Below are 15,287 nucleotides of genomic sequence, written 5' to 3'. Positions count from 1 at the left end.
TTCGACCGTGAGAACCGTACCTTGACCCTGATCGACTGCGAGTTCGACCTGCACGGCGATGCCGTGCTGACGATCTTCAATGACGCCATCCTCAATACCACTGCGCTCTACGAGTATCAGCCACGGACGAGGGCTGTCGTCGAGCAATGGTTCCAGACCAAGCGCGCAGGGGACTTTCCGATCCTCGGCATGCTCGACGACGATAGCGGCCGGCTGATGGGGTTCGCCAGCTATGGCCCGTTTCGGCCCCATGCCGCCTATCGCTACAGCGTCGAGCACTCGGTCTACGTGGATGGCGACTTCCGCCAGCGGGGCGTCGCCAGGCAGCTGATGACGGCACTGATCGCGCGCGCCGAGGCTCAGCAGTACCACACCCTGATCGGCGGCATCGATGCCGCCAATGCCCCCAGCATCGTGCTGCACGAACGGCTGGGCTTCGAACATGCCGGCACTGTCCGTCAGGCCGCGTTCAAGTTCGGGCGCTGGCTCGATCTGGCTTTCTACCAGCGGATCCTGGCGACGCCGGAGCGCCCTAGCGCGGAGTGATCAGGGGGTATCGCCGGGCTTGTCCGACTGGCCGGTGCTGCCGCTGTCGGCATCGTCGTTGATAGCCTCCGTCGGCGTGCTCGGCAGCGCATCGGAACCTATCGCCAGCTTGTCGGCGTCGGCGATATAGACCTCCTGGCTGCTGCGCAGGAACAGGCAGAGTTCCTGGCCGGCCTGACCGTTCATGTGGTCCTGCGGGTAATGACCCTGGATCAGCAGTGCCGTCATGCCGGCCTCGTCGTCGAACAGCACCGGCTCTCCAGCCGGGGCGGCATCCGGAAACTGGCTGGCCTGCTGGCACTGTTCGATGACCGCCTGATCGTGCTCCTCCCAGGCGGCATCGGTGGAAGCGTGGGCGGGGCCGGCCATGGCGAGCATGGCCGTGGCGAGGCAGGCCGGGACGGTGTAGGGCGTGAAACGGCGCATAAGGGAAACGGTCCTTGTTGCCGGTGGTAGGGGCGATGCCGGTAGCGTGTTACCGGCCGCCAGTGGTGTGAGCGCATCGCGCCCGTCGAGCTGGCACATTTTCCACGGAGTCAGCGGTCGTGGATCTTTCTCGGGCACTGTTGGCCCGCCACTGGAGTATAGACCTCGTATGGCACTATCCGTTGGATTGCTGTTTCTGGCCGTGGTGTTCTCGACCTCGGTGTTGTCCGGCGTCTTCGGCATGGCCGGCGGGCTGATTCTGCTTGGCTTCCTGCTCGCCTGGTTACCGGCAGCGACGGCGATCGCCGTGCACGGAGTGATCCAGCTCACCGCCAACGCCTCGCGCGCGTGGCTCTCGCGTCGCTTCATCGACTGGCGCATCGTCGCCATGATCGCCTGCGGCGTATTGATCGCGGCCGGGCTGCTGGTCCTGGTGCGCTACTCGCCCAGCGAGACGGTGGTGCTGATCGTGCTCGGACTGATGCCGGTGATGGTATGGATACCCAAGCGCTGGTTCCATTTCGACGTCTCGCGGCCGGGGCATGCCGTCCTGTGCGGGCTCGTCTCCGGGGGATTGACCATTGCCGTCGGCGTATCCGGCCCGACCATCGACCTCGGCTTCATCCGTACCCATCTCGACCGGCGCACCGTGGTGGCGACCAAGGCCACCATTCAGGTCATTGCGCACAGCCTCAAGATCCTCTTCTACTGGCAGGCGGCCCTGGCGATGGATAGCGGTGAGTGGGGCTGGGTGGCGCTGGCGATTCCTTTCGCCTTCGTGGGCACGCGCACCGGCAATCTGGTGCTCTCCCGGCTGACGGATGCCGGCTTTCGCTACTGGACGCGCTGGATCGTCACGGTGGTGGGGGCCTATTACCTGATCCGGGGACTGATGGGGCTGTGGGCGTGATCGTGCCCGCCGGCGGGGCGGCCGTGCAAGAGGTCTACTCCTGAGAGGGGCTGACGCCGAAATAGCGCTTGTACTCGCGACTGAACTGCGAGGTGCTGCGATAGCCCACATCGACGGCAGCCCGGGCCACGTTGACCCGCTGCTGGCCCAGCAGAACCCGAGCCCGAAGTAGTCGCAGGCGCTTGAGATACTGCACCGGCGACAACTGTGTCACGCGCTTGAAGTGGTGATGGAAATGCGAGGCGCTCATGTTGGCACGTTCGGCAAGCGCTTCCACTGTCAGCGGCAGCGCGAAATGGCGATGAAGGTAGTTCAGCGATTCGGCGATGCGCGCGTAGTGTCCCTGCTGCTGTACCAGCTCCCGCAGCGACTGGCCTTGCGGACCGTTGAGCGCCGCGAACAGCACCTCCCGCACCCGGCCCGCGCCCAGCGCCCGGCTGGTGCTCTCGTCCGACAGGCAGTCGGCCAGCCGTTGCACCGCTTCCGCCATGGTGGCATCGAGGGGGACTGCCGCCATGGGCTCGGGGGAGCGGCGATTGCCATCGGCCGGTGTCGGCAGGTGGTGAACCAGTTCGCTCAACGTCAACGGGTCCACATCGATGGACAGGCCCAGCAGCGGCGCGCCGGGGCGGGCCAGCGTCTCGCACTCGAAGGGTAGCGGCATCGCTTGTACCAGATAGTTGCCGGGACCGTAATGAATGACCCGGTCCTCCAGATAGCCGATCTTGTCGCCCTGCGCGATGATGAACAGCCCCGGTTCATAGATCAGCGGTGTCCGCGGATAGCTGCATTCCGAGGCGATCAACTTCACTCCGTCGATGTGGGTGGCGGAGAAGCCGTTGGTCATGGCCAGCGGTGCCAGCGTCCGGGCCAGATGGGAAGCCCAGTCGGGTGCCGGCCGGGTCGGTTCGATGTCGTCCCGCGATGGCTGATCGCTGGGCGACACTTGGAGTGCGTGCTCGAGCATGACGTCTCCCGAAAGTGAGTCGATACGGAGGATCAGCGTATTGTGCATGAAAATAGCGTTATAAGATAACAAAATGCGCTGTTTCAAGAGAATAGGGTGGATGTTCGACAGGATTCGGCATGGCGACCTTCAAGCGCATCGACCAAACTGATCGCGTTTTCGCGCTCCGTGTCACGGCGCGTCATTCGTCTCCTCGACCAAGGGTTACCGCTATGACTCAGGCTACCGCCACGCCCGCCAAGGGTTACGCTGCGCACTCCGCCACGACACCGTTGGCACCCTGGGACTTCGAGCGCCGTTCGCCGCGCCCGGATGATGTCTCGATCGAAATTCTCTACTGCGGCGTCTGCCACAGCGATCTTCACTTCGCTCGCGACGACTGGGGCATGGCCTCCTATCCGGTCGTGCCGGGGCACGAGATCGTCGGCCGCGTCACGGCCGTGGGCGACGACGTCAGTCAGTACCAGGTCGGCGATCTGGTCGGCGTCGGCTGCATGGTGGACTCCTGCCGCCAGTGCCAGGCCTGTAACGAAGGCCTCGAGAACTACTGCGCCGAAGGTTTCGTGATGACCTACGGCAGTCCCGACAAGCATGACGGCACCCTGACCCAGGGCGGCTACTCCGACAAGGTCGTGGTCAGTGAACGTTTCGTCGTGCGCATGCCCGATGGCATCGACCTCAAGTCCGCGGCGCCGATCCTGTGCGCCGGTATCACCACCTATTCACCGCTGAAACACTACGGCGTCAAGCCGGGTGACAAGGTCGGCATCATCGGCATGGGCGGTCTCGGCCATATGGGGGTCAAGCTCGCCAAGGCGCTGGGTGCCGAGGTCACGCTGTTCACGCGGTCCGAGTCCAAGAAGGCGGAAGCCAGAAAGCAGGGCGCCGATCACGTGGTGATCTCCACCAATGACGACGAGATGGCAGCGATCACCGAAACCTTCGACTTCATGCTCGACACGGTGCCGGTGCAGCATGATATCAACCCCTATCTCAATGCCCTGAAGCCGGATGGCACGCACATTCTCGTCGGCCTGCTCGAGCCGCTCGATCCGGCGGTATCCGGTGCCAACCTGGTCTTCCGTCGTCGGGTGCTGGCCGGTTCGCTGATCGGTGGCATGCCGGAAACCCAGGAAGTACTCGATTTCTGTGCCGAGAACGGGATCACCTGCGATGTCGAGATGATCAACATCGATCAGATCAACGAGGCCTGGGAGCGCATGCAGAAGGGCGACGTGAAGTATCGGTTCGTGATCGACATGGCATCGATCAAGGAGAGCTAAGAGCCAAGAGCTTCGAGCCTCGAACGCCAGCGACGATGTCGCTGGCGTTTTTCGTTCCACCGCCACGCTGTTTTTGGCGGCTTGTGGCTCAGGGCTGAACTCTCACCAATCCTTCCTGTGCCGTCGATGCCACCAGGCGGCCTTCGCGGTCATAGAAACTGCCACGAGCGAAACCGCGTGCGCCGCCCGCCCAGGGGCTCTCCATCACGTACAGCAACCACTCGTCGATCCTGGGGTCCTCGTGAATCCACAGGGCGTGATCCAGGCTGGCGATGCGCAGGCGCGGATCGCCGAACTCCACATCGTGGGCCAGCAGCGAGGTCAACAGCAGGTTGAAGTCCGAGCTGTAGGAGAGCAGGTAGCGGTGCAGTGCCGGGTCGTCCGGCATCGGGCCGCCGGCCATGCGGAACCAGATCATCCGCGAGGGCGGACAGTCATGGCGCTCTTCCACGGTGATGAATTCGACAGGGTGTCCGTGGAAGCGCTGGTGGACCGCCTTGCCTTCCGCCAGCAACGCCTCGGGCGTGGGTACCTCGGGCGCCTTGGGTTGGTGGCTCAGGCCGTGTTCACGTCCCTGGAAGGAGGCGCTGCAGAAGAATATCGGTTTGCCCTTCTGGATCGCGGTGACGCGCCGCGTCGTGAAGCTGCCGCCATCGCGAACGCGGTCGACGGAGTAGATCACCGGGAGCTGGGCATCGCCGGGGCGGAGGAAGTAGCCATGCAGCGAGTGAAGATAGCGATCCTCGGGCACCGTGCGGGTCGCGGCGGCGGCGGATTGGCCCAGAGCCTGACCGCCGAAAAGTTGCGGCAGCCCCAGGTCCTGGCTCTGACCACGGAACAGGTTCTCCTCCAGCGCTTCCAGGCCAAGAAGCTGGATAAGGTCGTTCAGCGCTTGTGTCATTCGGGTATCCTTGATGGCGCGTCGATGATGGCTGGTCACGAGTATATCCTGCTCGATGGTGACTCGCCGCGACGCGGCGCGGCAATACGGGACGATCATGATACGCAACGACGAATTCTACATGCACCGGGCGCTGGATCAGGCCCGGCTGGCGCTGGAGGCGGGCGAGGTGCCGGTTGGCGCCGTGGTCGTCGATGGCCGGGGCGAACCGATCGGCGCGGGCTACAACTGCCCCGTCGGTGGTCAGGATCCGACCGCCCATGCCGAGGTGCAGGCGCTGAGAAGCGCGTCGCGGGCGCTGGGCAATTACCGGCTGGACGACTGTACGCTGTTCGTCACGCTCGAGCCCTGCCTCATGTGCACGGGGGCGATCATCCATGCCCGGATTCGGCGGGTCGTCTACGCGACTGCGGAGCCCAAGGGCGGGATGGTCGAATCCCGCGCCAACCTCTTCGCGCAGCCCTGGTTCAACCACCGGGTCGAGATCGAGGGTGGCGTGCTGGCCGCGCCGGCGAAGCGCTTGCTTCAGCAATTCTTCCGGGAACGCCGGCGGGCTGACCCGTAGCCGTGACCCGGATCAACTGGCGTCGGTGAGGATCACGCGATTGCGTCCGCCCTGTTTGGCGCGATAGAGCGACTCGTCGGCGGCCTGGAAGAGTCGATCGCGACGGATCGGAGGCTCGTCGGTGATACTGACGCCGATGCTGAGCGTCACCGGCACGTTGCCCGGCAGGAGCAGGCCGCTCTCGGCCACCGCCCGGCGCAGCGCCTCGGCAATCTCTCCGGCGGCCTGGCGATCGCAGTTCGGCAGGCAGGCCACGAACTCCTCGCCGCCATAACGGGCGAACAGCCCGCCCGCCCGCTCGACCGGTAGCCGACAGCGCTGGGCGATCGTCTTGAGATAGCGGTCGCCCTCCAGGTGTCCGAAGTGGTCGTTGACGCTTTTGAAGTGGTCCAGATCGCAGATCAGCAGTGCCAGCGGTAGCGGGTCCCGATGATCGTCCATCCAGCGCAGCAGTTCGCGACGATTGGGCAGTTGGGTCAACTCGTCGTGGCGGGCGATCCATTCGATCTCCTGCTGCAGGCGCTCGCGCTCCTTCATCTCCTCGCGCAGAGAGGCGTTGGCCCCGTTCGCCAAGCGATGCTGATGGGCCAGTCTCCTGTAGATATAGAGCACCATGTGCAGCAGGTAGGCCAGCAGTATGCCGAAGGCGAGCGTGATCTCCGGCAGCCGACTCCGTTGGACTTGTAACCAGTGCAGCGATGGCGCCACGCTCAGGGTCAGCCGGTCGGTACCCAGGGTGACCGGCTGTTGATAGCGCCAGTCCGCGAGATTGCCCAGCGGACCGTAGTGAAAGTAGAGCTGGCGGTCGCCGCTGAGCGTCACCGCGCGATCCTGGTTGGACGTCTGCGCCAGTAGCGAGTTGAGCAGCTTGTCCACGCTCACCACCATTCCCACGGCACCGCGCAGGGTTCCATCCACGACATCGCGTACCGGGAGATAGCTGATCACGCCGCGCCCGCCCTGGATGAAATCGACGATCCCGGTCTGCCCCTCGATGCCGTAGACCAGCGGATGATCCAGTGCCTCCCGGCTCTGTGCATCCGATAGGTAAAGGTTGGTGCCGAGAACCTTCTGATTGCCGCGTAGCGGATAGACGCGGATGACGGTGCCGTCGACATCGATGAAAGCGATGTTGCGGAAGTAGCCGAAATCGTCGTGGTACAGCCTGGCCTGTTGCTCCCATTCGGAGCGGGACGGGACATAGCCCAGCATGTTCCAGAAACTGGTGAAGCGTCGCATCGCCTTGAGATGGGAGGCCGTCTCCGAAGCCATCCTGGTGGCGATGTCGTTGCCCTCGCTGGCGGCAAGGTCATACAGGCGCAGGTTGTCGGTCTGGCGTTGCTCCTGCCAGCTGATCATCGCCAGCAGTGCGATCAACCCGCCGACCGCCAAGGGCGGCAGGATCCGCCGCCAGTAGCGGCGGAGCGTGGGCAGAAGCGCAAGGCACTGGGCGGACCAGAACAGCCATAACGCCGCCAGGATCGCCAGGGGCACCGCCGTCGTGCTGGAGGCGTATTCCGGCGGTGGAGCCAACGAGCGGTAGCCGAGCCAGACGCCGCCCATGACGACCAGCAGCAGCAGAATCGGTGAGCCCAGACCCAGGCGCGACAGCAACAGCACGTTGAGGGTCAGCCCGAAGATCATGCAGAGCGAGAGAACCGGAGGCCGGCTGCGGAAGAGCTCCCAGTTGCCCGGCAGATGATCGAGCCAGCGCTGCCAGATATCGACGCTGAGCCAGGTCTCTGCCACCAGATAACTGGCAAGGATGGTCAGGGTGAAAAGCCCGGTAGGAATCAGCAGCCAGCGGCTGGCCCGGATCCATTGGTGCAATGCGGAGATCTGGCCTAGCCAGAGCGCCCCCAGCAGTGGTATCAGCAGCCAGCGTTGATCCGGTCCGCCGGCGGGCCAGAGGGCAATTAACGCGACCGGAAACGCCAGGTACAGCGACAGACGAGACACCACCATAGGCATAGGCGTTATGGTTCTCCACGGCGCGGTCGCCGATTACAGCAGCGGGGCGACGATTTCGAAGGGGGTGCTCTCATCGTCCAGCGCGCGCTCGCCCAGCTGGTTGAACTGTTGCTGGCTGCGATTGACGTACTTCAGTATCTCGTAATAACGACGGACGTTACGGACGTAGATTACCGGTTCGCCGCCACGAGCGTAACCATGGTGCACCCGGGAGTACCACTCGCGCTCCTGCAGCAGCGGCAGCGCCTCGCGGACGTCGGCCCAGCGCTCGGGATCGCCGCCGCGCATGCGGACGATTTCCTGGGCGTCGAACAGGTGTCCCAGGCCGACATTGTAGGCGGCGAGCGCCATCCAGGTTCGATCGGGCTCAGGTATGTTATCGGCCAGGCGCTGTTTGACTTGAAGCAGGTATCTGGCGCCACCGTCGATACTCTGTCGCGGGTCGAGACGATTGTCGATGCCGACCTCTTCGGCAGTGGGGTGCGTCAGCATCATCAGCCCGCGAACACCGGTCGGCGATTCGGCATCGGCCTCCCAGTGCGACTCCTGAAAACCGAGCGCGGCCAGAAGATGCCAATCGAAGCCGGTCTGCCGGGCGGCCTCCTTGAAGTAAGGCACGAAGCGCGGCAGCCGCGTCCCGACATGGTGAATGAACAGTCGGGCGCCGACGTATTCGAGATAATCGTCGTGGCCGAAGTAGCGTCCCACGAGTTCATCGAGCTTGCCGTTGCGACGCTGGTCTTGCAGGAAATCGTTGGCGGCGCTGAGCAGATCGATCGGCTGGTTCGCCGAGAAGGCCCAGGCCAGGCTCACGGGCTTGCCCAGTGGGAAGCCGCGCTCGACATTGGGAAAGAACAACCGGTTGAGCCTGAATTGCTGGGTGTAGACCACTGCAGCATCGAGATCGTCACGCTCGACCATCTCCATCAGATCGGCGATGGTCAGGCCTTCGGCTTCCTTCCAGCCCAGTCCCGGCAGATTTCGCTGCTGCGTGCGCAGCGCCGCGGCATTGCCGGAATCGGCAATGACGCCGATCCGCAACCCCGGAAGATCGTCCAGCGTGCGAACCGGAGGGAGACCGCGGCGGTAGACCACCAGCGGCTGAAGCGTCAGGATCGGCTGGCTGTAGCGGATGCCTTCCCGGTCCAGGTCGAGTGCCAGGGCTGCGGCCCCCACGTCCGCGTCGCCATGTCTCACCTTGCCGATGACGCCTCCGATACTGGCTTCGGTATCGACCGACAGGCTGACTCCCAGCGACGCCGAGAAACGGCGCATCAGCTCGTACTCGAAGCCGGTCGGGCCATGGCCTCCGGAATAGAAGGTGATCGGCCCGCCGCGTGTCGCCACCTGCAGGAAACCGCGCTTCTGGATCGGCTCGAGTCCGTCGCTGAAACGCGGTATCCATTGAGCGGGGCAGAGGACGATCGTCAGCGCCAACAGCAGTACCAGTGCGCGCCGCAGACGTGTCAGGAGCTTGGCCATGCAGTCGGGTCGGTGAGAGCGTGACGGCACACCATAGCCGGCCGCCGTCCCGCTGTCATCTATTGGCTACCACGCTAAACGTCCCGCAAGGCGGGGGCGCGGCTTCGGTGGAAGGGGCGGCCTGACGCCCTGCAGGAGCATCGGCCGGCGCCGGTTCCGTTGCCTTAGCGAGCGTCGTCGCTTTCCAGTATCATGTCGCCCTGATCCCGGCATTGCTGCCCGTCTCGCACGAGACAAATGCGATCCTCGACCGTCCTGGAGGCTTTCCACGCCATGCTCGAATTGCAAGGCGCCCCCGCGCTATCTGCATTCCGTCACGCCAAACTGCTCGCCGATCTTCGCGCCGCCGTTCCCGAAGTCGAGTCCCTCAAGGCGCACTACGTTCATTTCGTCGACCACCATGACGAGCTCGACGATGGGGCACGTCGGGTGCTGGAGCGGCTGCTGGACTATGGCCACGGCGCCGAACCCGGACGTGACACTCCGCCCGAGGGGCATCTGTTCCTGGTCGTGCCCCGTATCGGCACCATCTCGCCGTGGTCATCCAAGGCGACCGACATCGCCCACAATTGCGGGCTCGAGCAGGTAGCGCGCATCGAGCGCGGCATCGCCTATCGGCTGACGCTGAAAAGTGCGCCGACCGCCGATGCCTACGACCTCCTGGTCTCGCGTCTGCATGACCGCATGACGGAAACCGTGCTGTACGACGCCAGCGATGCCGCCAAGCTGTTCTCCCATCACCAGCCGGCACCGCTGGCGACCATCGACGTGATCGAGGGCGGACGCCCGGCGCTGGCGGATGCCAATAGCCAGCTCGGCCTGGCACTGGCGGAAGACGAGATCGACTACCTGGTCGAAGCGTTCGAGGCGCTGGGCCGCAATCCGACGGACGTCGAGTTGATGATGTTCGCCCAGGCCAATTCCGAGCACTGCCGCCACAAGATCTTCAACGCCGACTGGGTCATCGACGGCGAGCCGCAGAGCCGCTCGCTGTTCAAGATGATCAAGAACACCTTCGAGCAGTCCGGCGACAAGGTGCTCTCGGCCTACAGCGACAACGCCGCCATCATCGAAGGGTCGACGGCGGGGCGCTTCTTCCCCTCGCCTGACGATCAGGTCTACGGCGCGACTCGGGAACCGATCCACATCCTGATGAAGGTGGAGACCCACAACCACCCGACGGCCATCGCGCCGCATCCGGGGGCGGCCACCGGTGCCGGCGGCGAGATTCGCGACGAGGGCGCCACCGGGCGTGGCGGCAAGCCCAAGGCGGGCCTGACCGGCTTCACCGTCTCCAACCTGCGCATCCCCGAGTTCGTGCAGCCGTGGGAAGCGTTCGACTACGGCAAGCCCGAGCGGATTCAATCGGCCCTCGACATCATGCTCGAAGGGCCGATCGGCGGCGCGGCGTTCAACAACGAATTCGGCCGGCCCAATCTCAACGGTTTCTTCCGGACGTTCGAGCTCGACGCCGTCGGCGCCGATGGCATCGAGCGCCGGGGCTATCACAAGCCGGTGATGCTGGCCGGCGGCTACGGCAACGTGCGCGACGCTCACGTGCTCAAGGGCGAGATTCCCGTTGGCGCCAAGCTGATCGTGATGGGCGGCCCGGCGATGCTGATCGGCCTCGGCGGCGGCGCGGCGTCGTCGATGGCGTCGGGAGCCTCCAGCGAGGATCTCGACTTCGCCTCGGTGCAGCGCGACAACCCGGAGATGGAGCGCCGCGCCCAGGAAGTGATCGATCGCTGCTGGGCGTTGGGCGACGACAACCCCATCGCCTTCATCCATGACGTGGGCGCGGGCGGACTCTCCAACGCCCTGCCTGAGCTGGTCAAGGATGGCGGCCGCGGCGGCCTGTTCGATCTGCGCGCGGTGCCCAACGCCGAACCGGGCATGAGCCCGCTGGAGATCTGGTGCAACGAGGCCCAGGAGCGCTACGTGCTGGCGGTGACGCCGGCGCAGCTCGAGCGCTTCGATGCGCTGTGTGCCCGCGAGCGCTGCCCCTACGCGGTGGTCGGCGAGGCGACCGAGTCTCATCACCTGGCGGTTCGCGACGGTCATTTCGAGGCCGATCCGGTCGACCTGCCGATGAGCGTACTGTTCGGCAAGCCGCCCAAGATGCAGCGCAGCTTCGAACGTCACACCCTCAACCTGCCCGGCCTCGGGCTCGACAATCTCGACCTGCGGGAAGCGCTGGATCGCGTGCTGCGCCTCCCGACCGTGGCCTCGAAGAGCTTCCTGATCACCATCGGCGACCGCTCGATTACCGGTCAGGTCGCCCGCGACCAGATGGTCGGCCCGTGGCAGGTGCCCGTCGCCGACTGTGCGGTCACCACCGCCAGCTTCGATACCCATGCCGGCGAAGCGATGGCGATGGGCGAGCGTCCTCCGGTGGCCTTGATCGACCCGGCGGCGAGCGCGCGTCTGGCGGTGGCGGAAGCGATCACCAACCTCGCCGCCGCGCCGATCGAACAGCTCTCCGACATCAAGCTCTCCGCCAACTGGATGAGCGCCGCCGATCACGTCGGCGAGAACCAGGCGCTCTACGATGCCGTGCACGCGGTGGGCATGGAGCTGTGCCCTCAGCTTGGCATCGCCGTGCCGGTGGGCAAGGACTCGATGTCGATGCGCACCGCCTGGCAGACGGAAGCGGGTGACGAGAAAAGCATTACCGCACCGCTGACGCTCAATATCACCGGCTTTGCCCTGGTCACCGACGCGCTGCGCACGCTCACCCCGCAGCTGCGCCTCGACCAGGACGAGAGCGACCTGATCCTGATCGATCTCGGTCGCGGCCAGCATCGGCTCGGCGGCTCCGCCCTGGCGCAGGTCTACGGCCAGGTCGGCAACGTCTGCCCGGATCTGGACGAAGCCGAGGATCTGGTGGCGTTCTTCAGCGTCATTCAGGGACTCAACGCCGACGGCAAGCTGCTCGCCTACCACGACCGCAGCGACGGCGGCCTGATCGTGACCCTGCTGGAGATGGCCTTCGCCGGCCGCGGCGGGCTCGAGATCAAGCTCGACTGGCTCACCGACGATGCCGTCGGCGCGGTGGATGCACTGTTCGCCGAAGAACTCGGCGCGGTGATCCAGGTCAACCGCCAGGACACCGAGTTCGTGCTGGCGCAGTTCGCCGCGGCCGGCCTCGAGACCTGTGGCGTCATCGCCCGTCCGCGCTATGACGACCAGGTCCGGGTGACGCTGTTCGAAGAGCCGCTGCTGGAAACCACCCGGGCCATGACCCAGCGTGTCTGGTCGGAAACCAGCTATCGGATGCAGGCGCTGCGCGACAACCCGGAGTCCGCCAAGAGCGAATTCGACGGGCTGCTCAACCTGCGCGATCCGGGGCTGTCGGCCAGTCCGACCTTCGATGTCGACGACGACATCACCGCGCCTTACCTCCAGACCGGTGTACGGCCACGCGTGGCGATCCTGCGCGAGCAGGGGGTCAACGGGCACGTGGAAATGGCGGCGGCGTTTGATCATGCCGGCTTCGAGGCTGTCGATGTGCACATGAGCGACATTCTCGCCGGGCGCATCACCCTCGACGACATGAAGGGCCTGGTCGGCTGCGGCGGCTTCTCCTACGGCGACGTGCTCGGTGCCGGTGGCGGCTGGGCCAAGTCGGCGCTCTACAATGCCGCTGCGCGTGATCAGTTCGCGGCGTTCTTCGAACGTGAAGACACCTTCGGCCTCGGCGTCTGCAACGGCTGTCAGATGTTCTCGCAGTTGAAGGAGCTGATCCCCGGCGCCGAGCGCTGGCCGCGCTTCGTCCGCAACGGCTCGGAGCAGTTCGAGGCCCGCGTGTCGATGGTCCAGGTCGAGGAGAGCCCGTCGATCCTGCTCGCCGGCATGGCCGGTTCGACCTTGCCGATCGCCGTCGCCCACGGCGAGGGCCAGGCGCTGTTCGAGGATAGCGGCCACCTGCGCAGCATGCAGACCAGCGGCCAGATCGCGATGCGCTACATCGACAACGAAGGCCAGGTGACGGCGCGCTATCCGGCCAACCCCAACGGCTCGCCGGCCGGCATCACTGGCCTGACCACGCCGAACGGCCGCGTCACCATCATGATGCCCCACCCGGAGCGGGTCGCCCGCGCGGTGACCAACTCCTGGCGGCCGCCGGAGTGGAAGCAGGACGGCGCGTGGATGCGGATGTTCCGCAATGCCCGTGTCTGGGTCGGATGATGTAAGGGATTGACGCCAGCGTTGGCGTGATGACGAAAACCGGCTTGTCCTGGGTTTTATAACCTCGGGGCAGGCTGGTTTTTTTATGGGTGGTTGGCCGGATGGCTGGCTCTATGTTGGCGAGGCTACGACTGACGGCAAATTGACTGTCCTTGTGCGCGTCATTACGAGGGGCAAGCCCCTCGCGCTCCCCTTTTTGACGCCACAGAACGATGAAGTCCCGAACGCCTGAGCACCAAACTCGGGTCGGCGCCTAGGGACATCCCTGTCCCAACGCGCCTCGCGCGACATCCATGTCGCGCGCCCCGGTTTGGATGCTCATCGTTCGGCATCGTCCTGAATAGGCGTCATTGGGGTGGAGACCTTCAGCATCACCGATTCGCCCAGCCTCATCGCTATCATCAAGAAATGATGCTGAAACGCTTATCCATAAAGCGCCCAGTGTCGCGCCCGTATCCGCTCCAGACAGAGCCGCAGTTCACCATCCAGGGCGCGATCCTCGGCCACCGGGGCGAAATCCTCACGCAGGCGTTCGACCATCGCCGCCAGCGGCGCGGGCAGCGGATCGCCGCGCAGGTGCACGCCCTGCAGCGCCGCCAGCAGGGTGGCGGCGGCGACCTGCTCACTGAGTTCGAGCACGCGCAGGGCGTCACGGGCGGCGATGGTCCCCATGCTCACCTTGTCCTGATTGTGGCACTCGGTGGAGCGCGAGAAGACGCTGGCGGGCAGGGTGCCCTTGAGCGCCTCGGCGGCCCAGGCGGAGGCGCCGATCTGCACCGCCTTGAAGCCGTGATTGATCATCGCCTTCGCCGCCGGCGCGCCGGAGAGATTGCCCGGTAGCCCGTGGTTGTAGCGGCTGTCGACCAGTAGCGCGAGCTGGCGGTCGAGCAGGTCGGCGACATTGGCGGTGAGGGTCTTGAGGCTATCCATGGCGAAGGCGATATGGCCACCGTAGAAGTGGCCGCCGTGCATCACCTCGCCCGAGTCGGGGTCGATCAGCGGGTTGTCGTTGGCGCTGTTGAGTTCGGTCTCGATGAAACCGCGCAGCCAGCCGAGGCTGTCGGCCAGTACCCCCAACACGTGGGGCGCGCAGCGCAGCGAGTAGCGATCCTGCAGGCGCTGCTGCGGTGCGGCGGACTCGCTCTCCAGATCCGCGCGCAGCCAGGCGGCGACCTGGCCCTGACCGGGGTGCGGCTTGGCCGCGAACAGGCGCGCGCCGAAATGGTCCGGATTGCCGCGCAGTGCGGCCACATTGAGGGCGGTGATGCGGGTGGCGAGCATCAGCAGGTACTCGGCGCGGACGAAGGCCTGGCACGCCAGCGCGGTCATCACCGCGGTGCCGTTCATCAGCGCCAGTGCCTCCTTGGGGCGCAGGGTCAGCGGTTCCCAGCCCAGCTCCGCGTGGACATCGGCCGCCATTCGGACGTCGCCGCGCCAGATCACCTCGCGCTCGCCGCAGAGCATGGCGGCGACGTAGGAGAGCGGTGTCAGGTCGCCGCTGGCTCCCACCGAGCCCTCTTCGGGGATTCTTGGCAGCAGATCTTCCTGTAGACAGGCGTGAAGCCGCTCGAGCAGCTCGAATCGCACCCCGGAGACGCCATGACACAGCGACTGCAGGCGTGCCGCGAGCACCGCCCGTGCCGCCTCGGGCTCGAGAAAGCGGCCCAGGCCGCAGCCGTGAAAGGTGTAGAGCTGACGCGGCAGCGCCGCCACTTGGGCCAGGGGAATCGCGGTGACGCAGGAGTCGCCGTAGCCGGTGGTGATGCCGTAGATCTGCCCCTCGCGGTCGAGCAGGCCGTCGACGACCGCCGCCCCCCGGTCGATTCGCTCGCGCCATTGCGGATCGGCATCGAGGCACGATGTCACTCGATGCTTCGAGAGCGCGTCGATCGCATCGATGGAGAGCGGCTCGGGGCCGAAGACGACAGGAGAGGCGGGGAGTGACATGAAAGCGACATCCGGGGTTCGAGGATCGCCGAGTCTAGCCCGGCGATCGGGCCACGAACCAGCGGATGACGTACGACAAAGGTCGAATGCATCGGGCTGTC

General features: G+C 65.5%; 11 protein-coding genes. 5 read left to right on the top strand and 6 right to left on the bottom strand.

Annotated features, from left to right (window positions below):
* The first annotated feature begins 21 nt into the window (after positions 1–21).
* On the top strand, positions 22–546 hold the full coding sequence (locus DOM56_RS05980) for a GNAT family N-acetyltransferase (RefSeq protein ID WP_110707947.1): 525 nt from the start codon (positions 22–24) through the stop codon (positions 544–546).
* On the opposite strand, the gene DOM56_RS19830 is transcribed toward DOM56_RS05980, so the two are convergent.
* Entirely contained in the window at positions 547–972 is a 426-nt protein-coding gene (locus tag DOM56_RS19830) for a hypothetical protein (RefSeq protein ID WP_198655694.1), read from the bottom strand. It abuts the gene before it with no gap.
* A 169-nt stretch (positions 973–1,141) separates the two neighbouring features.
* Here DOM56_RS19830 and DOM56_RS05970 point away from each other — a divergent pair, with 169 nt between their 5' ends.
* Entirely contained in the window at positions 1,142–1,882 is a 741-nt protein-coding gene (locus tag DOM56_RS05970; RefSeq protein ID WP_110707946.1) for a TSUP family transporter, read from the top strand.
* 34 nt (positions 1,883–1,916) lie between these two features.
* Here the strand turns inward: DOM56_RS05970 and DOM56_RS05965 are convergent, their stop codons facing one another.
* Positions 1,917–2,849 carry an AraC family transcriptional regulator gene (locus DOM56_RS05965; protein WP_110707945.1) on the bottom strand — a complete coding sequence of 311 codons (933 nt, stop codon included), beginning with the start codon at positions 2,847–2,849 and terminating at the stop codon, positions 1,917–1,919.
* 212 nt (positions 2,850–3,061) lie between these two features.
* Between DOM56_RS05965 and DOM56_RS05960 the strand changes: the two genes are divergently transcribed.
* Positions 3,062–4,132: an NAD(P)-dependent alcohol dehydrogenase gene (locus DOM56_RS05960; protein ID WP_110707944.1), complete on the top strand. Its 1,071-nt coding sequence runs from the start codon at positions 3,062–3,064 to the stop codon at positions 4,130–4,132.
* 88 nt (positions 4,133–4,220) lie between these two features.
* Here the strand turns inward: DOM56_RS05960 and DOM56_RS05955 are convergent, their stop codons facing one another.
* Positions 4,221–5,033 carry an acyl-CoA thioesterase domain-containing protein gene (locus tag DOM56_RS05955; RefSeq protein ID WP_110708066.1) on the bottom strand — a complete coding sequence of 271 codons (813 nt, stop codon included), beginning with the start codon at positions 5,031–5,033 and terminating at the stop codon, positions 4,221–4,223.
* A gap of 100 nt (positions 5,034–5,133) precedes the next feature.
* Between DOM56_RS05955 and tadA the strand changes: the two genes are divergently transcribed.
* Positions 5,134–5,598 carry a tRNA adenosine(34) deaminase TadA gene (gene tadA, locus DOM56_RS05950; protein ID WP_110708065.1) on the top strand — a complete coding sequence of 155 codons (465 nt, stop codon included), beginning with the start codon at positions 5,134–5,136 and terminating at the stop codon, positions 5,596–5,598.
* A 12-nt stretch (positions 5,599–5,610) separates the two neighbouring features.
* Here tadA and DOM56_RS05945 read toward each other — a convergent pair whose 3' ends face one another.
* Together DOM56_RS05945 and mltF are read right to left on the bottom strand one after the other, a co-directional pair.
* Positions 5,611–7,569 carry a diguanylate cyclase gene (locus DOM56_RS05945; RefSeq protein ID WP_110707943.1) on the bottom strand — a complete coding sequence of 653 codons (1,959 nt, stop codon included), beginning with the start codon at positions 7,567–7,569 and terminating at the stop codon, positions 5,611–5,613.
* A 33-nt stretch (positions 7,570–7,602) separates the two neighbouring features.
* Entirely contained in the window at positions 7,603–9,051 is a 1,449-nt protein-coding gene (mltF, locus tag DOM56_RS05940) for a membrane-bound lytic murein transglycosylase MltF (RefSeq protein WP_110707942.1), read from the bottom strand.
* A gap of 273 nt (positions 9,052–9,324) precedes the next feature.
* Between mltF and purL the strand changes: the two genes are divergently transcribed.
* Positions 9,325–13,239: a phosphoribosylformylglycinamidine synthase gene (gene purL, locus DOM56_RS05935; protein ID WP_110708064.1), complete on the top strand. Its 3,915-nt coding sequence runs from the start codon at positions 9,325–9,327 to the stop codon at positions 13,237–13,239.
* A gap of 423 nt (positions 13,240–13,662) precedes the next feature.
* Here purL and DOM56_RS05930 read toward each other — a convergent pair whose 3' ends face one another.
* On the bottom strand, positions 13,663–15,186 hold the full coding sequence (locus DOM56_RS05930) for an aromatic amino acid ammonia-lyase (RefSeq protein WP_110707941.1): 1,524 nt from the start codon (positions 15,184–15,186) through the stop codon (positions 13,663–13,665).
* Positions 15,187–15,287: the final 101 nt, after the last annotated feature.

Source organism: Salinicola sp. CR57 (genome assembly GCF_003206585.1).
In the GTDB taxonomy this organism is placed as follows: Bacteria; Pseudomonadota; Gammaproteobacteria; order Pseudomonadales; family Halomonadaceae; genus Salinicola; species Salinicola lusitanus.
The sequence above is the reverse complement of the archived record's forward strand: the minus strand, read 5'-3'. Positions and strand labels throughout refer to the sequence as shown.